The sequence below is a fragment of the Bacillus cereus group sp. MYBK139-1 genome (genome assembly GCF_051916915.1).
Taxonomy (GTDB): Bacteria; Bacillota; Bacilli; order Bacillales; family Bacillaceae_G; genus Bacillus_A; species Bacillus_A pacificus.
Map to the genome: position 1 here is coordinate 1,147,266 of NZ_JBQAHO010000001.1, position 16,593 is coordinate 1,163,858.

Genomic DNA, 16,593 nt, shown 5'->3' on the forward strand with positions numbered 1-16,593 from the left:
GTACTTTCTTATTTTGCGATTTGCATTTCACAGTCAGCGTTTTATCTATCCTCCTTTCGAATATGTTATCTTTTCATTTTCAGCAATTCTAAAGCTACGAATTGTTCCCAATAAAATAGATGAAACATAACCTTCATTTAACAGATATTATTTGACCTTAATTGGATAAAAAATTTAACGTATTCCCCGAAAGAATTCTCCTTCCTCAAGCGTGTGAAGGGCGTAGCCCAATGATAGGTGGAAGATGAATTTCGGTTTGGCATAGCCAAAAACTTTTGATAAACTAGCTATATGAAGTTCTTTGATAACTTGATATAGAAGGTTGCAGGAAGAAAATAGAGTGCGAAAACCAAGCCATTCGGTTCCTGCGTAAAATATCAACCGTACCAAAAGAGCATCCATGCGTTGGACTAGGGGTGGAACACCCCGAAGTAACGCTCAGGGAGACGAAAGGTTACTTTCGTCGTGGAACTGAGAAGCTCCCACTTCAAGCTTTGCTAAGTGGCGAGTAGTTCACTTTAGTGCTATTCCAATCGGATGAAATCCTTACCATTATAAATTCTCTAAAACTTAACTACGTAAATTTATTCTTTACATGATTATGTTTAACAGCCTTTGAACCCTTCGAAATGCATCACTCTATTCATGAATCATTCACTACGGTCGATTTTGTTGTAAGGGATAACTAAACCATAAATTCTAAATAGAAGAATAAAATAAATTGGAGGACTTCATTGTAACACGTATACACAAGTTTTAAATATTAAAATTAAGAAATATTTTTTATCAATCTTTACAAAAAAACACCCAAGAATTAACAAAGATATTATTTCGTCTGTTTAATCTCTTACAGAAAAACGGACGAAAATCCCATAGGTATGAGAAGAAAACAGTCTTTGATATCTTAGGCGTCGTATATAATTTTTCTATGCCCCACAATCATGTAGCGTAATCAAAAATCTGAAGCCCGTTAGGGTTTATTTAGGATGCAAATTTTTAAAGAACTTACACTGGATCTTTAGAAAAAAGAAAAAATATTATATGAAATTAAACTTATATAATATTAGCTTGATGAGTATGGTGCACCATCCACATTTTAATGATTTTATAGACCAAGCGATTTTCAAATTAAATTGTAATTTTGATTTAAATAATGCACTCTGAAACACTACTCTTCTTCTAAAATAGCGTAATAATATTCATCCCACCATTCATCTCCATGGGGTATACACTTCTTGAAATAGCCTTCTCTCCTCATTCCAATTTTCTCCATCACTCGATATGATGGGGTATTTTCTGGCTGACATGTAGCTATAATTCTATGTAATTTCATTTCCTTAAACCCATATTTCAATGTAGCTTGTGCTGCTTCAGAAGCATATCCTTTATTGAAATATTTAGGATTGAATACCCAACCAATCTCATAAGTATGTTCACCAAAATATTTATGAAAAACAATATGACCAATGAGGATATTTTCATCTATTAATATCACAGGAAAGTTCTTAGCATTTTCACCCATATTTTTATTTACAAAGTTTCTTGTATCTTCTTCAGTAAAAATCCCTTCAGGTATGTATTTCATAACATTGCTATCTGATGTATACTCATGAACAGCTTCCCAATCCTTGAATTCAAATTTTCGTATTAGTAATCTTTTTGCTTCTATAAACATTTACTTTTCTCCCCTCAAAAAATCGTTACTTTATTTCAGAATGTTATTTTTAATTTTATGAAGTGTATTAGGAACTTTAAAGAACCAAGTCAAATAATTATCATCTAAACTATGCATATCAACCCGCACAAATGTTTTCGACTTATTTATTATTATTATTATGTCCATGACTTTATCAGAAAGAGCTATGCCATTGGTCACCAGTGTTATTTGAGAAAAATCCAAGGTAAATGCATATAACAATATCTCTTTTAGATTGGATGTACTGTTATATCACCGTCCGTAAGTTCAATTAATTTCACTCCTATATGATTTAAGTCATCTAATAATGATTTTATTTGATCTAAGCTCATTACTTTTGGCTTTACTGCCCCAAAATCTCCATAGCAATGACGACATCTTACATTACATCTATTTGTGATTTCAATTGAAGCCATTTTTGGATATATAGTTTGTTCTTCAATTAAATTAACTGGTACATTTATAGGTTCTTCTTGCATACCAATGTTCATATTGTAAACTTTGGATACATTATTCAAAAATGCATTTAATTTCTTTTCAATACTTATTGGATCTTCACTTTATTTTAAAGGTAAGAAAGATACAACTTGTCCATATGTTTTAGTACCATCAATTAATTCAATAATTTCAGTGGCGGTTTTATTTATCGTAAATGTGTTTTCGTTTTTGAGTGTGGGAGCGCTTTCGTTAGGATTTTTATGAACAACCAATATAGATTCATAATTTAATGTGAATTTTCTTATTTCCAGCTTCTCTTTCCAAAATAGATAACCATTCACTTTAATCATCTCCTATAAAATTTTAAGTTGTTTTTAGTTTATGTATTACAAAATCCCATACTCATTTTTGATAAATTTATAGGACTTATTCTTAACATCACTGTTTGTTTATAGAATAAGTCCTAATTTAATTTCACCATAAACACTCTCACATTTTAAAGTTTTAACTTGCAGTACTAGCTCCATTTGCCGCAGTAACTAGATTTAATAACTCCACAGAACATGCCGTACATACTAAGCAACTCCAACAAGTCCAATCCCTTGGTTGTACTACTGGTGTTTCCATTTGACCTACCTCCTTTTCTGTATTGTGTGGTGCGACTAAAGTATAACCCCCCATGTTTTCTAAAAACACACAAAAAATTTTAAACATTTTTTGTGTGTTTATTTAACATCTCGTTACATATATTTACAAAACTTTCTTTTTGATTTATTTAAAATAGCAAATATCTTTATTAACTGATAACAAAAATTTTATTTATGAATAATTTATTCAAGTTAACTTTCAAACAATTTGATCGCATTATATATTGTTAATCTATTTTTTATAATTTATAATATTAACTGTGTATTGTGTGTATGTTGTGTATGCTGTGTATGTCGTACCATAACACTTATCGATAGAGAGGTTGTTTAATGAAAATAGTATTAAGTAATGTATCAAGTATGCCTTTATACCAACAGATAAAGGAACAAATTAAAGAATCTATATTTAACAATGAATTAAAAGAGGGTGAACAATTACCATCAATCCGCTCACTTGCTAACGACTTACATGTAAGTGTACTTACTACAAAAAGAGTTTATGCAGAATTAGAAACAGAAGGCTTTATAATAACAAAGGTTGGAAAAGGGACCTATGTAGCTCCTACAAATTTAGAGTTGTTAATGGAGTCCAAACGCCGGATGGTAGAAGTTAAACTTACTGAAGTTTGTCAAATGGCTCGTAGTATAGGTATTCATGCAGATGATCTCCATTCAATTTTAGATTTAATTTTAGAGGAGGAGAATGAAAAATGAATGTTGTGTTAGAAGTAAATAATTTAAATAAATCTTACGGGAATTTTTCGTTAAAAGATGTTACCTTTTCACTTAACACAGACTGTATAACAGGATTTATCGGTACAAATGGTTCTGGAAAGACCACTACAATTAAAGCGATTTTGGGCCTCATTTTAAAAGATTCTGGGAAAATTAATTTTTTAGGAAAAGATATGGATAAGCATGAAAGAAAGTCTAAAAACAAAATTGGTATCGTGCTAGATGAGGGCTATTTTTATGATGAATTAACAGTAAAGGAAATGAAAAATGTTATTGCTCCATCCTACACTGAATGGGATGAACCAGTTTTCCAAAATTACATTAAAAAGTTTAACTTAAATCTAGAACAAAAAATCTCCACCCTATCCAAAGGAATGCGAATGAAATTTGCAGTTGCATTAGCCCTATCCCATCATGCAGATCTATTAATAATGGATGAACCAACAAGTGGCTTAGATCCATTAGTACGAAGTGAATTAATGAATATTCTCCTTGATTTCATGAAAGAGCCGGGGAAAAGCGTATTTTTTTCCACTCATATTACATCAGATTTAGATAAAATTGCTGATATGATTATTTTAATTGATAATGGAAAAGTTTTAGTTAATGATGAAAAAGATGTTTTAATAGACACACATGCATTGGTAAAGGGCGACAACCGCTTAATTAATGAACAAACAAGGCCTCTTTTTTTAAATTTACATCAAACTCACTATGGATTTGAAGGGATTACTAATAAAAAAGATGATGTACGTCGACTCATGCCTGATGTATTAATAGAAAGACCAACTATTGAGGATATTATGCTTTCATATATTGGGGGGAACATCCATGTTAATTAACCTAGTGATGAAAGACTTTTTGTTAGTCAAAAAATATTTTCTAATCTTACTCGTTTTTGCTGCTATAGCTCCTATTTATCTTTCTTCACAATTAAAATTAAACGATGGCGGTCTTTTTAGCTTTCTTTTAACCGTTATTTTGATGGAATATATTTTGTTCGGAACAGTATCCAAATTTGAGGATCAGTACAAGGGAGCGGCTTTACTTTGTGCTACCCCGTACACTCGAAGCGCATTTGTAAAAGCGAAGTACCTTTTTCTTTTTGTAATTTTTATTTGTGCAGCTATTATTCGTATAATCATTTCAGTTGTCGCCCCATTGAGTATAGAAAGCCTTAGCGCTAGTGCTCTTGGAATAACGTTTTTAACTCTAAGTATTTTATTTGGTGTACTACTTCCTGTTCAGTTTAAATTTGGTTATGACAAAACAAAAATCATATCACTTTTAACTGCTTTTTTAATACCTTTTGTTGCTCCTACTCTTATAAGGGGACTTCAATCAAGCAATATTGATTTCAAAAGTATTTTTCCATTCTCACCAACTGTCCTAACATGGATGCCTTGTTTCATCTCAATTATTATTGGTTTTATATCAATGATAATATCTCTAAAAATATATGCAAAGAAAGATTTATAATTTAAATTTAAAATCATAAGAATGAGTAATTAAATACTTTATATATTTAATTACTCATTCCCTTTTATTTAATGCTCTTCTCTAATGAATCTATTCCTAAAATACATTTTATCAATATCAAAAATGAAGTACTACGCCTATTAGCGTTAGCGTAGATAGCAATAAAATAACCCTTAGAACTAGGGAGTTAGCTCGGTTGTCTTAGGAAGAATTCATTAGCTATCAAAAGTAAAGACTAACCGAGAAGCCCCCACTTCAAACAGTCCATTAGGACGTTAAGTGGCGGGTAGTTCACAACAAATCTAATAATGAGAATATGAATACTAAATTTACTCTCAAAAACAGAAGCCTAACTGCATACCTTCTGAAAGTAAACATAAGAAAAACGTACTACTCCATATGAGTAGAACGTCTTCTCACTTTAATTCATATATTTTTTTGGACTTATTTATTTTGTGTCGTATTTAAAAAATTAATAAATTCATCTTCATTTACAGGCTTACTGTAGTAATAACCTTGAATTAGATAACATGCATTACGTTGTAACACTGTTAATTGTTCCTTCGTTTCTACCCCTTCTGCTATCACTTTCATGTTTAAAGTGTGAGCAAGTGAAATAATGGTTTGTATAATTTCATCTCCGTCAGTAGAAATTCCAATCCTATTAACAAATTCTCTTGGAATTTTCAAAGTATCAATTGGATAAAGAGGCAGATATGCTAATGAAGAATAACCTGTACCAAAATCGTCTATTGATAAATGCACACCATATGATTTTAATGCTTTTAACTTCGCTAAGGTTTCTTTTTCATCTACCATTGCTATTCGCTCTGTTAATTCCAAATCAATCGAATTAGCAGGCACTCCTATTTCTCCTATGGTAGATATAATTATTTGAACAAAATCTTTCTGTTCAAACTCTATAGCTGATAAATTTATCCCCATCTTTAGATTTGAAAAGCCCGCAGAATGCCATTCTTTCAGTTGTCGACACGCTTTCTGTAACGTCCACTTCCCAATTGAAATAATCTGCGAAGTTTCTTCTGCTATAGGTATAAACTCAAAAGGAGAAATCAGCCCAAGCTCTGGATGTTGCCAACGTATTAAAGCCTCTGCACCAATAACCTTACCTACCTTACTATCAATTTGTGGTTGATACAATAAAAACAATTCATTATTTTCAATTGCATTTGGTAAATCCTGTTCTAATCGTAATCGACGAGTTACTTTTTGAGATAATGTCTCGTCATACATACAAACAGCATTGCTACCTTTTTCCTTTGCGCTATACATAGCAATATCAGCATGTTGTAAAAGTGTTGTGGCATTTGTTCCTCCAAATGGATACAACGCTATGCCTATACTAAGGGATAAATAAAAGCTGTGTTGATTTATTACAAATGGTTCTTCAGTTATGCGAAATAGTATTTCGCACAAATCTAATAGCTGTTGCTCTGTTTTGTTATGGACAATGATTGCAAACTCATCTCCCCCTATTCTTGCTAAAGGAATAGCCGGTGACAGACATGTCCTAAAACGTTTGGCAACTTCTTTTAAAACCTTGTCACCAATTGCATGACCCATTGTATCATTAATGGTCTTAAAGCGGTTTAAATCTAGATATAGGAGTCCAAACTTATCCTGTGTTTTTTGTACACGCTCAATGGATTTGTCTAATTCTTGTTGGAAGAATATTCGATTCCCAATCTCCGTCACCGTATCATGAAATGCTAGATAGTTTATCTCATCCTGTTGTTGCTTCATCCTCGTTATGTCTTTTACCATTACATAACTCCCAAAAGTTTGTCCTTCTATCATAATAGGAACAATAGTGACATACCAAAAATGTATATCCTTCTCATTATTATTTTTCACACGTAACTGTAACGAAGACGAACTACATCGTTTCCCCATCTTTAGAGCTGCTTCCAATTCAGGTTTATCTTCATCTAAAAAAATAGAGAAGCACTCTTTTCCTATTAATGCAGCACTATCTTTCCCTAATAATATACTTCCTGACTGGTTTATATTTAAAACGATACCATTTGAATCAATTGTTAATATAGGGTCTGGATGATACTCATATAATGACTTAAACCTCTCTTGATTTTTCACCAAATCATTAGATTTTTTTATTAAATCTTCTGTCCTTTGAGATACTGTTTGCTCTAATTGATTATTAAACACTTTTAATGTGTCGGTTAAATCTTTGTTTTGCATTCGTACAATTGTATGACGAATCAGTACAAATACAAAGGCAATACAATTACCCGTAATCAGTGTAGATGAAGAAGTTTGCTCTTTTAAAATAAAACCAATTAAAATTGCAACTGCAAGATAAGGAAATATGACAAGAAGTTTCTTTCCAAATGTCGGATTAATAATAAAATAATTTCTTCTAGAAGATGCACTCCTTGGGATAATAGCGGCAATGGCAATAAATAATAGAAAAACTCTATACAAACACCTTAATAATATGAGTGAACGATTTGATAAATCATCTTGTAAATAGAAATATAAATAGTCCGTAATAGACAATCCAGTTAATACTAAGATGAAAATAAATAATTTACTTTTCGCATTAAAAATTGCTGGTCGAAAGATAAGGCTAATGCCTAGTAAAAGAAGCAATAGATCTATAATCGGGAAAATAAATGAAAGAAAAACATCTCCAATTGATAAGAATAAAATATTTGCAGAAGGTTTATTAAATAGGTACCACTCTAAGGTGAAAATAGCAGTAACAACAATACATAAATCACAAATCAAATACGCCTTTTCCCATTTGTTACATTCCATCATGATTTTATAAAAGAACGCAAAGAGAAAGAAGAATAAGAAAAACAACAAAAATACATCAGAGATATTAAAATTTTGTATTGGTAATTCTATATTAAGTACTTGAAAAGCAGATATAAAATTCCCTATCAAGAAACACCCTATTGCAATAGTAATACAAGCCCAAAACAATCCTAACTTAACTTTTCTGGATACTATAGAATAGAGTAATGAGATAAATACAGTAATTTCAACAACTAAGGATGATAGTCGTATATTAAAATCTGATACAAAATAATGATTCGGAAAAACAAATAAAAATATAAAACAAAAGCTTAAATAAGCCAATAGAGCTAATATTAATACATAAAATTGCACATATGAATGTTTACGCAATAGACTCACCTTCTTGATTTTTTCTAGGCTTTTATTGATACTGCACTGCTCGTTTTCATTAAAATGAGCCTTACCTATCATTCCATATTATGACCTTTTTATTGGATTTCTTTCTACATACCACAGCCTGATTTGCTTTCTGCAGATATTTCCTCTTTTTTAACTAAGCATTCCAAAAAGAATACGATGGAAAATGTTATTTTTTTAGTATTTGCTCACCGTAAATTTGAATAATACAACTTAACTGTTCTTTGAATATGAGATAGAATCTAAACTTCCATTGCAACATAGTTATTCGCTTATTGTCACACTTAGAAAGAAGGAAAATATACTATCATAAACTTAGAATTTCGAATGAAATTACCAAACCAACTGTAATCAGTATAGTTACAACTAAGAGGTAATGTCAATTTCAAATAGCCCATCTTTTAATGGACAAAAGACGCTACATTTTGAACAAAATATGATGTTTATAAAAAAAGATGTATTGTTATATCTAATTAGCCAAACAATTATACATGATCTAGCATTAAGTGAAGATGATATTGCATCTCCACAAAAAGAATGTTACCCTAAAAATAGAATGATGAAAGGAATGATGGATGAATAATGATTAACTAATTTATATTTTAAGTTGAATTTTATAACTTCAAACTACAAAATATAGGGTTAGTCTATCCATTTTTATAATTCATTTCATACTTTATTTGTCATGATTCAAATGATTAATAAATACTTATTAAGTATAAAAGACAGACTAATCCTTCCGATTAAAAATTGGGGGATTTTTTTATTCCCTCTTATGTAAGTTGAAATTTATTAATCGCTAAATTTACTGAACAAATAAAGGAGCGAGAAAAATGGCTAATTCAGACACTATTGTTACACATGTAATGCTCTATATAAGTCGCTAATATCCATCAAACTTATATAGAGCAATTAAAAAATGGATGGATGTTCCGACTTTATATGAAACGTTTCGATATATAAAGGAGGAATTATTATGTCAATGATAAAAGTTCAAGACTTAACTTTTTCATACCCAGGTAGCTTTGATAATATTTTTGAAGATGTAAACTTTCAAATAGATACGGATTGGAAACTAGGATTTATCGGTAGAAACGGACGAGGTAAAACGACATTCCTTAATTTATTATTAGGAAATTATGAGTATAGTGGAAAAATCCTTGCTTCGGTAGAATTCAATTACTTCCCCTACCCTGTTGCAGATAAGAACAAATTTACTCATGAAATCCTTGAAGAAATTTGCCCCCAAGCAGAAGACTGGGAATTTCTACGTGAAATATCCTATTTAAATGTTGATGCCGAGGTCATGTACAGACCGTTTAAAACTTTATCAAATGGAGAACAAACAAAGGTGTTGCTTGCTGCACTGTTTTTAAATGAAGGTCAATTTCTATTAATTGATGAACCAACAAATCACCTAGACACTGATGCACGAAAAATAGTCTCTGATTATCTAAAGAAGAAAAAAGGGTTTATTTTAATTTCACATGACAGAATCTTTTTAGATGGATGCGTTGACCATATCTTATCTATAAATAGAGCAAATATTGAAGTTCAAAGCGGAAACTATTCTTCTTGGAAATTAAATTTTGATAGACAGCAAGAGCACGAACAGGCTACAAATGATCGTCTACAAAAAGACATAGGAAGATTAAAACAGTCTTCCAAGCGTTCAGCAAGTTGGTCTCATGATGTAGAAGCTTCAAAAAATGGAACAAGGAATTCAGGTTCTAAGTTGGATAAGGGATTTGTAGGACATAAAGCAGCCAAAATGATGAAAAGAGCAAAAAACCTCGAATCAAGGCAACAAAAAGCTATTGAAGAAAAGTCAAAATTACTAAAAAATGTGGAGAAAACTGAGTCATTAAAATTAGAAGCATTGAAGTTTAAGTCAAATGAATTGGTTATTTTGGCTGACGTGTCTGTTAAGTACGATGACCAAGTGGTGAATGAGCCGATTAGCTTCATAGTTGAACAAGGTGACCGAATTGTACTTGATGGCAAGAATGGGAGCGGGAAAAGTAGTATCCTAAAACTAATTCTAGGGCAATCGATACAGTTTACAGGCTTAGTTACTTTAGGTACAGGACTCACCATTTCCTATGTCCAACAAGATACCTCTCATTTGAAGGGATCACTATCAGACTATATTGAAGAGCAAAAAATTGATGAGACGTTATTTAAATCCATCTTACGAAAGATGGACTTTGACCGAATTCAATTTGAAAAAGATATATCTCATTATTCTGGTGGACAAAAGAAAAAACTGCTTATCGCTAAAAGTTTATGTGAAAAAGCTCATTTATATATTTGGGACGAACCGCTAAACTTTATAGATATTTATTCACGTATGCAAATTGAAGAGCTAATTCAAGAATTTAATCCTACAATGGTTATTGTTGAGCATGATAAGGCATTTCAACAAACAGTAGCAACAAAAACTATATCTATCTAGCTATAATTGAACACTTGAACATATAATAGGAAAACAAATCATTAAACGATAAAACACTCTAATGACTTGATGAAAAAAGCCTAATTTCTCTATAATACATTGAGGAATTAGGCTTTTTAACGTATTCCCAGAAAGAATTCTCCTTCCTCAAGCATGTGAAGGGCGTAGCCCAACGATAGGTGGGAGATGAATTTCGGTTTGGCATTGCCAAAAACTTTTGATGAACTAGCTATATGAAGTTCTTTGATAAAACTTGATATAGAAGGTTGCCGGAAGAAAATAGAGTGCAAAAACCAAGCGGTTCCTGCGTAAAATATCAACCGTACCAAAAGAGCATCTATGCGTTGGACATCTAGGGGGTGGCCCCCCCCCCGAAGTAACGCTCATGGAGACGAAAGGTTACTTTCGTCGTGGAACTGAGAAGCTCCCACTTCAAGCTTTGCTAAGTGGCGAGTAGTTCACTAGGAAAATACCTTATACTATCTACCCTTTCAAATAGCCTTTTAAAGTCGACTTACTATTCAATTCTCCGTTACATACCACTTTAAATATAATGCCCACCGAAAAAAGCCACAAATGTTTTTACTAATATATAAACACAATCCATCTTTTTACTCCCTTAAGGCACCTTCGAACTTTAGAAAGAACAAAAAAAGAAGAGGGATTTCCTTCCTCTTCACCAATAAAATCAAACATATTTACAATTAAGGAAGGGTATACATTCATCAGGGGATGAATGTAATAATAATATTTCACCTAGTGAATTATAACACAAATTCACTTCCATTAATAGATAATTTTAACATTTATGGATTATATGTGACAAAAATGTTAAACATCTTAATATTAAAAGGTTTTATATGATAAAACCAGAAAATGGCAAGTGTAGGGATAAAATATAAGGGGGATATGTATTATGTTTACAAAAAAACAAAAATTAGTAACAACCGTAACAGCTTTAACATTAGGATGTGGATTGACTTTCGAATTAACACCGGCATTTGCAGATTCTAATAAGACGTCTGTAAGCACTGAACCTATTTATTCTATTCATAAACAAGAACAAGATCCTTTTACTGGATATGTCATTTCAGTAGAAAACAATTATTTAGTGGTTGCTTCTACATCTACAAAAGATGAAGCTCTCGCTTACCAAAATGATTGGTGGGAGTTAGTAAATCAAAATAAGATTTTAAGGGTTCCTATTTCAGATGGTGAAAATTACACTATAGGTGAACAGTTAAATGTTTATGCTGCTGCATGGACCAAATCTTTACCACCAATTGCTGTAATGCCTAAAATTGAAAAGTACTTCAATAGATTATACTAAAAATAATAGGGCATTATTCTAATTAGAATGATGCCCTATTATTTAGTAAAAAACTGAATACGTAATATTTATATTCTTTTTCGTTGCTCTCTGATTTCCATCATATATTAACCTAATACATGTCATTCTGTACCTGACGCAAGATCTTACATCTCACATTACTGTAAAGATATTACTCGCTATCTTTCATCTCTAAAATAGTAGTATCGTTTACAATTCCATGACATACCCTTTAAAAGCATTAAGAAATATCTTATTTCATACCTCTATCTTTTACAATTTTACTGCTATCGCAAACCAATTTAATTCTTCAATTCTATTTTCACAGATTCATATATTCTTCTAAAGTCAATTTTTTCTTATATATACTTTCAGCAATATCCCCTACGTAGCGAATATGCCACGGTTCATAAGCGTATCCAGTAATACTCTCTTTACCTTTTGGGTAACGGATAATAAATCCTGCACGATGTGCATTTTCTTTCAGCCATTTTCCTTCTTTCGTATTCGCAAAAGTTAGCTCTAGCTCATTATTTGCACTTTTAGAAGAAACATCCATCGTTAATCCTGTTTGATGTTCACTATGTCCGGGTTTTGCCGAGAAGCGATCAGTATGCTCTTGTCCTTTTCTTTTCACGTTGTTTGCATACAGGTTTTTTTGATAATCATAGGAGCGAAACCCTGAAACAGCATTTAACTGGATTCCTTCTTTCTTTGCTAAATCAAATAACTTTTCTAGTGCTTCTGCTGCCTCTTTACGAAGATAACTCTTTTCTAACGTCCCACTGAATGAGAATGGTACATTTGGTACAACTAAATCCTCCGGTTTATAGTCTTCGGGCAATCCATATTCCTTATTAACTACAGCCTGTATACTAGCAAAAGAACTTGCTATGTTATTTGAAGTACCATTTTTCTCTCTATTTATGGAGTTTTCACGAGTTTCATAGTTTGTCTTTTTTGATTCTTTACCAAGAGATTGATTGGTGTAAAAGATAAAGATACCTAGTATTATAATCATACAAGTAAAAATCCCTACTAATTTAATTCTCATTATTCATTTCCTTCCTGCCACTCTTAATGTTTCTCGTTCATAATACTACAACCATATCAAATTCATATTAATTCGAAGTGAACTTTTGTTCTTAACATATTTCTTAACAGAAAGACAGTATATCCTCCTATTCGTTTGACACACTAAAGATACTAACACGTAGAAACCAATTCTATTCCTACATATGGAAATTTAATCTAAAAATTTGTATAATAAGATTAGAAGTGTAGCATTCTATTATAGAAAGGTCTTGGTATAATGCTAGGTATTGATGTAAAAAAAACAAAAGAAGAGTTAATAATTTCATGGCAATTGGCGAAGATTACGATTCCATTACGTGATGTAATTGAGGTTACTGAAGATGGTACCTATGCGGGTATTGAAGATACTAGTGCAATCCGTATTGGCACTGCATATGGAACAACGGATCGTATTGTAATCAAAACGGTAAAACAAAATTATGTATTATTTACAACAAATAAAGTTTCAATTTTAAATGCAATAAACGCTTAAAAATGAACATATTAACGGGCTTAAACAAAGTCCAAGTTAAATAAAAAGGTGCGAAGCCATAGAATTTGACTTTACACCTTTTTTTAAATACTCTAAATGAATGTAAATCCCCTTTAACACTTCAGTAAGATCTTTATCACTTCTATCACACTTCACTACTCTATATCCCATTTCTCTAAGCAAAGTAGAACGCTACCCCATTCTCGGTATTAGTTACACCATACTTCGCGCCATGTAAGTCAAATATGTTTTTTACAATTGAAAAAACAAAGCACGTACTGCAGCTTGGCAAATTATTCGAGATATACAAGGTTTTTATGCCTGAATACAGCATAAAAAAAGCCTTGGCGACCAAACCAAGACTTTTTATGACCTATCAATCACCAAGAATCAGAACCACCCGACTTCTTGTTCATTATAATCTAGCATACACCTTCAATTTACTATACATTTTTTATATTTTCAAAAATTTACATTCCTTTTACACAACATTCATACTTTTCAATTCTGAAAGTCCCCTTATTCTACCTCTGCCATATAAATATCCATTCTAATACAGTTTGTACATCGTTATCATTCTACTTTCATCATAATCAAATACACTATATTAGTAATTTTTGCTGTGTCTATTGATAAATATAATAAGACTGCCAAGTACACTTAATGAAAGCACAAAATATAATAATAAATCAGGTAGAAATTCTAAAGAAATTATTTCTACTGATTGAAAAATAAAAATGGCAATGATACCTACAGATAAGATATTGTACAACACATTATTTGTTTTATATTGAATTTCTCTCCCTCTTTCGTCTTTTGCTTCATCACTGGACTGAAATTGTATTACGTACATCTGACTAATGAATATTACAACTAAAAATAAAATTTTTAACCACAACATATGACTCACTCCTCCTGATAATCAAACACGTCAGTTATCGGCTTTTCAAATACATTTGCGATTTTAAAGGCAAGAATTAGAGAAGGATTATATTTATTCTTTTCAAGAGTAGCGATAGTTTGTCGACTAACACCAACCCTTTTTGCCAATTCTTCTTGAGTCCAACCTTTTTCTGCTCGACAAACTACAATTCTATTATGTAACAATAGGAACACCTCTCAGAAAAATTGTAATTTATTTCTTACAATTCGTAAAGTATTTTTTACAAATTTTTCAACACTTAAAATAAATTTAGATCAAAAGATCATGAGTTATAAACCCCAAAATCCCCCCTTTATAAAATAAAGCTCTTTACTTTAAAGTAAATAAATTTCCCTAACCAAAACTAAGAAAGTATAAAATCATATTTGATTAAGTAGAAGTTTCGTTTGATACATCTGTATAATCTCATTATGATAATTACTTAGCGGAAGTATAAACCTACATTTTATGAAAAGTTACGCTTCCTATGATACTTATCAAAAACCTACGCTCCCTCTCATAAGAAGTATTTAATAGAAAACTGTAAAAAAATCAAAAAATACATTAACGAAACTTGTACTACCTTACCTATACTTTTCAAATTTAAAAGTATGAACAACTTATTAATTCAGAATATTCTGTATATTTATGAAAAAAATCGTGATTAAATTTAATTTATCGAATTCCTGTTATTATCAGAATAAGCCTTTACAGAGAAATGGGGGATATTATGACTGTTCAAGAAAAAAGTAATAAACAATTGATGGAATTATTACATGAATGGTATGAAGAAATTCGTTTATATCATGTAGTAGAAGCAAAACAAACATATCTAAAAGTAAAAGAAAGTTTAAAAGGAATAGAAACAGACCAATATGTATCATTCTATTATTCCCTACTGAATTTTAGATATAAAGTTTTGGTAGATGGAATGAGTATTACAAAAGATTCTTTTAATCAAATAGAAAAACTACCTCATATTAAAGAGGAATTTTCATTTTTAGCTTACTATTATTATTTCTTTAAGGCAATCCACTCTACAATTATAGCAAATTATACTGAGGCAAAAGCACACTATGAAAAGGCGGAAGGACTTTTAAAAGATATACCTGACGAAATAGAAAAAGCTGAGTTTGAGTATAGATTTTCAACATACTGTTATCAATCTTATCAGCCATTTGAAGCGATTCAACATGCAGTAAAAGCCAAAGAAATATATTTGAATCATGTAGGCTATAAAATTAATATCGCTTTGTGCGACAATGTATACGGACTGGCTTGTATAGATCTAAGAGAATTTGAAAGAGCGGAAGAATGTCTCAATATGGTCATTGATGTTTTTAAGAAGTATGATGAAGAACAATTATTATTACGAGTACGATCCAATTTAGGCTGGTTATATAATATTCAAGATTTATATCCATTGGCGATTAGACAGAGTTCTGAAATTATAAATACCATACCGAACCATTTTAAAGCATTATTTGTCTTAGCAAGAGCATATTATAAGTTAGAAGGCGTTGAAACAGCAAGAGCATATATCGAGCAAGGAATGAAATATTCAAATGAGTCAGGAAATGAAGAATATAAACACCGTTTCGCAGTTTTAAATGAACTAATCACAGAACTGCCTAGAATTAAACTAGAAAAAGTAGTTACTGATGCCATTTCTTATTTTGAAAAAGAGGAAATGTGGGATTGTGTAAAAGAATATGCAGAGATTTTAGCACTACAATTTTACGAGGCAAATAATCATGTTAAAGCGAGCAAGTATTTCTATATTAGCAATCATGCTGATAAGAAACATTTAAGAAAAGGAGCGTTAAAGTAATGAAAAAAATAAAAAAAGTGTTATTCAGTACGATAATAGTAAGTACATTAGCTTGTAGTATGATTAGTTTAAATGTATCACAACAATCTTCATTTAATGGTGGAGATACGCCAGCACCAACAAAACTGAGTGTCTCTGGTGGAGTATCTATTAAATAAAGTAATCCAGTTTTCTTACCTAGAAAAAACAGAAAATTCGAACTATAATTATAAAAACGTTGAATAAAGTGGATAAAATATTGAACCCTCAGTCCGAAACAGATTTGTTTCGGACTATTCACGTTACTATAATT

17 protein-coding genes and 1 pseudogene are annotated in these 16,593 nt (G+C 31.2%); 10 read left to right on the top strand and 8 right to left on the bottom strand.

What is annotated here, in order from left to right; genetic code table 11:
• Positions 1 to 778 precede the first annotated feature (778 nt).
• Positions 779 to 952, top strand: a pseudogene (locus tag ACTFRS_RS05820) (IS4 family transposase); the annotation flags it as partial.
• 216 nt (positions 953 to 1,168) lie between these two features.
• On the opposite strand, the gene ACTFRS_RS05825 reads toward ACTFRS_RS05820, so the two are convergent.
• The 4 genes from ACTFRS_RS05825 to tucA form a co-directional block, all read right to left on the bottom strand.
• The gene (locus ACTFRS_RS05825) at positions 1,169 to 1,675 is read right to left on the bottom strand and encodes a GNAT family N-acetyltransferase (RefSeq protein ID WP_139869106.1); all 507 of its coding nucleotides are present in this window, start codon (positions 1,673 to 1,675) and stop codon (positions 1,169 to 1,171) included.
• A 251-nt stretch (positions 1,676 to 1,926) separates the two neighbouring features.
• Entirely contained in the window at positions 1,927 to 2,187 is a 261-nt protein-coding gene (locus tag ACTFRS_RS05830) for a radical SAM protein (RefSeq protein ID WP_440023967.1), read from the bottom strand.
• Between the two features lie 69 nt (positions 2,188 to 2,256).
• Positions 2,257 to 2,475, bottom strand: a complete 219-nt coding sequence (locus tag ACTFRS_RS05835; RefSeq protein ID WP_240795817.1) for a hypothetical protein — start codon at positions 2,473 to 2,475, stop codon at positions 2,257 to 2,259.
• A 163-nt stretch (positions 2,476 to 2,638) separates the two neighbouring features.
• Positions 2,639 to 2,761, bottom strand: coding sequence for a subclass IId bacteriocin thuricin17 (tucA, locus tag ACTFRS_RS05840; protein ID WP_255448881.1), 123 nt, complete (start codon positions 2,759 to 2,761; stop codon positions 2,639 to 2,641).
• A 350-nt stretch (positions 2,762 to 3,111) separates the two neighbouring features.
• On the opposite strand from tucA, the gene ACTFRS_RS05845 reads away from it, so the two are divergent.
• From ACTFRS_RS05845 to ACTFRS_RS05855, 3 genes are read left to right on the top strand one after another with little or no spacing between them, the layout of a single operon-like run.
• A complete protein-coding gene (locus tag ACTFRS_RS05845; protein WP_000706801.1) occupies positions 3,112 to 3,495 on the top strand; it encodes a GntR family transcriptional regulator in 384 nt (127 codons plus the stop codon).
• Positions 3,492 to 4,358, top strand: a complete 867-nt coding sequence (locus tag ACTFRS_RS05850) for an ABC transporter ATP-binding protein (protein ID WP_431084566.1) — start codon at positions 3,492 to 3,494, stop codon at positions 4,356 to 4,358. The genes ACTFRS_RS05845 and ACTFRS_RS05850 overlap by 4 nt, the downstream gene beginning before the upstream one ends.
• Positions 4,348 to 4,995 (top strand): ABC-2 transporter permease, encoded by a 648-nt coding sequence (locus ACTFRS_RS05855; protein ID WP_431084565.1) that lies wholly within the window; start codon positions 4,348 to 4,350, stop codon positions 4,993 to 4,995. The genes ACTFRS_RS05850 and ACTFRS_RS05855 overlap by 11 nt, the downstream gene beginning before the upstream one ends.
• A 444-nt stretch (positions 4,996 to 5,439) precedes the next feature.
• Here ACTFRS_RS05855 and ACTFRS_RS05860 read toward each other — a convergent pair whose 3' ends face one another.
• Complete coding sequence (locus ACTFRS_RS05860; protein ID WP_431084687.1) at positions 5,440 to 8,169, bottom strand: EAL domain-containing protein; 2,730 nt, start codon at positions 8,167 to 8,169, stop codon at positions 5,440 to 5,442.
• 403 nt (positions 8,170 to 8,572) lie between these two features.
• Here ACTFRS_RS05860 and ACTFRS_RS05865 point away from each other — a divergent pair, with 403 nt between their 5' ends.
• The 3 genes from ACTFRS_RS05865 (at position 8,573) to ACTFRS_RS05875 (ending at position 11,981) form a co-directional block, all read left to right on the top strand.
• Positions 8,573 to 8,779 (top strand): hypothetical protein, encoded by a 207-nt coding sequence (locus tag ACTFRS_RS05865; protein WP_139869110.1) that lies wholly within the window; start codon positions 8,573 to 8,575, stop codon positions 8,777 to 8,779.
• Between the two features lie 393 nt (positions 8,780 to 9,172).
• Positions 9,173 to 10,651: an Lsa family ABC-F type ribosomal protection protein gene (locus ACTFRS_RS05870; protein WP_139869111.1), complete on the top strand. Its 1,479-nt coding sequence runs from the start codon at positions 9,173 to 9,175 to the stop codon at positions 10,649 to 10,651.
• 916 nt (positions 10,652 to 11,567) lie between these two features.
• Positions 11,568 to 11,981, top strand: coding sequence for a DUF3221 domain-containing protein (locus ACTFRS_RS05875; protein ID WP_440023963.1), 414 nt, complete (start codon positions 11,568 to 11,570; stop codon positions 11,979 to 11,981).
• Positions 11,982 to 12,303: 322 nt separating this feature from the next.
• On the opposite strand, the gene ACTFRS_RS05880 is transcribed toward ACTFRS_RS05875, so the two are convergent.
• A complete protein-coding gene (locus ACTFRS_RS05880; RefSeq protein ID WP_139869113.1) occupies positions 12,304 to 13,035 on the bottom strand; it encodes a M15 family metallopeptidase in 732 nt (243 codons plus the stop codon).
• A 258-nt stretch (positions 13,036 to 13,293) separates the two neighbouring features.
• Here ACTFRS_RS05880 and ACTFRS_RS05885 point away from each other — a divergent pair, with 258 nt between their 5' ends.
• Entirely contained in the window at positions 13,294 to 13,548 is a 255-nt protein-coding gene (locus ACTFRS_RS05885; protein WP_139869114.1) for a SunI/YnzG family protein, read from the top strand.
• Positions 13,549 to 14,155: 607 nt separating this feature from the next.
• Here the strand turns inward: ACTFRS_RS05885 and ACTFRS_RS05890 are convergent.
• The gene (locus tag ACTFRS_RS05890) at positions 14,156 to 14,449 is read right to left on the bottom strand and encodes a hypothetical protein (protein WP_000964481.1); all 294 of its coding nucleotides are present in this window, start codon (positions 14,447 to 14,449) and stop codon (positions 14,156 to 14,158) included.
• A gap of 5 nt (positions 14,450 to 14,454) precedes the next feature.
• A complete protein-coding gene (locus tag ACTFRS_RS05895; RefSeq protein ID WP_000903071.1) occupies positions 14,455 to 14,655 on the bottom strand; it encodes a helix-turn-helix transcriptional regulator in 201 nt (66 codons plus the stop codon).
• Between the two features lie 545 nt (positions 14,656 to 15,200).
• On the opposite strand from ACTFRS_RS05895, the gene ACTFRS_RS05900 reads away from it, so the two are divergent.
• Together ACTFRS_RS05900 and ACTFRS_RS05905 are read left to right on the top strand one after the other, a co-directional pair.
• On the top strand, positions 15,201 to 16,301 hold the full coding sequence (locus ACTFRS_RS05900; protein ID WP_440023960.1) for a hypothetical protein: 1,101 nt from the start codon (positions 15,201 to 15,203) through the stop codon (positions 16,299 to 16,301).
• On the top strand, positions 16,301 to 16,459 hold the full coding sequence (locus ACTFRS_RS05905) for a Phr family secreted Rap phosphatase inhibitor (RefSeq protein WP_000721405.1): 159 nt from the start codon (positions 16,301 to 16,303) through the stop codon (positions 16,457 to 16,459). Before ACTFRS_RS05900 ends, ACTFRS_RS05905 begins: the two co-directional genes overlap by 1 nt.
• Positions 16,460 to 16,593 lie beyond the last annotated feature (134 nt).

What these genes read in the sequence shown, in the direction of transcription:
- ACTFRS_RS05825 (WP_139869106.1), bottom strand. Translation starts at nt 1,675, where the DNA reads ATGTTTATAGAAGCAAAAAGATTACTAATACGAAAATTTGAATTCAAG.
- ACTFRS_RS05830 (WP_440023967.1), bottom strand. Translation starts at nt 2,187, where the DNA reads ATGAACATTGGTATGCAAGAAGAACCTATAAATGTACCAGTTAATTTA.
- tucA (WP_255448881.1), bottom strand. Translation starts at nt 2,761, where the DNA reads ATGGAAACACCAGTAGTACAACCAAGGGATTGGACTTGTTGGAGTTGC.
- ACTFRS_RS05845 (WP_000706801.1), top strand. Translation starts at nt 3,112, where the DNA reads ATGAAAATAGTATTAAGTAATGTATCAAGTATGCCTTTATACCAACAG.
- ACTFRS_RS05850 (WP_431084566.1), top strand. Translation starts at nt 3,492, where the DNA reads ATGAATGTTGTGTTAGAAGTAAATAATTTAAATAAATCTTACGGGAAT.
- ACTFRS_RS05855 (WP_431084565.1), top strand. Translation starts at nt 4,348, where the DNA reads ATGTTAATTAACCTAGTGATGAAAGACTTTTTGTTAGTCAAAAAATAT.
- ACTFRS_RS05865 (WP_139869110.1), top strand. Translation starts at nt 8,573, where the DNA reads ATGTCAATTTCAAATAGCCCATCTTTTAATGGACAAAAGACGCTACAT.
- ACTFRS_RS05870 (WP_139869111.1), top strand. Translation starts at nt 9,173, where the DNA reads ATGTCAATGATAAAAGTTCAAGACTTAACTTTTTCATACCCAGGTAGC.
- ACTFRS_RS05875 (WP_440023963.1), top strand. Translation starts at nt 11,568, where the DNA reads ATGTTTACAAAAAAACAAAAATTAGTAACAACCGTAACAGCTTTAACA.
- ACTFRS_RS05880 (WP_139869113.1), bottom strand. Translation starts at nt 13,035, where the DNA reads ATGAGAATTAAATTAGTAGGGATTTTTACTTGTATGATTATAATACTA.
- ACTFRS_RS05885 (WP_139869114.1), top strand. Translation starts at nt 13,294, where the DNA reads ATGCTAGGTATTGATGTAAAAAAAACAAAAGAAGAGTTAATAATTTCA.
- ACTFRS_RS05890 (WP_000964481.1), bottom strand. Translation starts at nt 14,449, where the DNA reads ATGTTGTGGTTAAAAATTTTATTTTTAGTTGTAATATTCATTAGTCAG.
- ACTFRS_RS05900 (WP_440023960.1), top strand. Translation starts at nt 15,201, where the DNA reads ATGACTGTTCAAGAAAAAAGTAATAAACAATTGATGGAATTATTACAT.
- ACTFRS_RS05905 (WP_000721405.1), top strand. Translation starts at nt 16,301, where the DNA reads ATGAAAAAAATAAAAAAAGTGTTATTCAGTACGATAATAGTAAGTACA.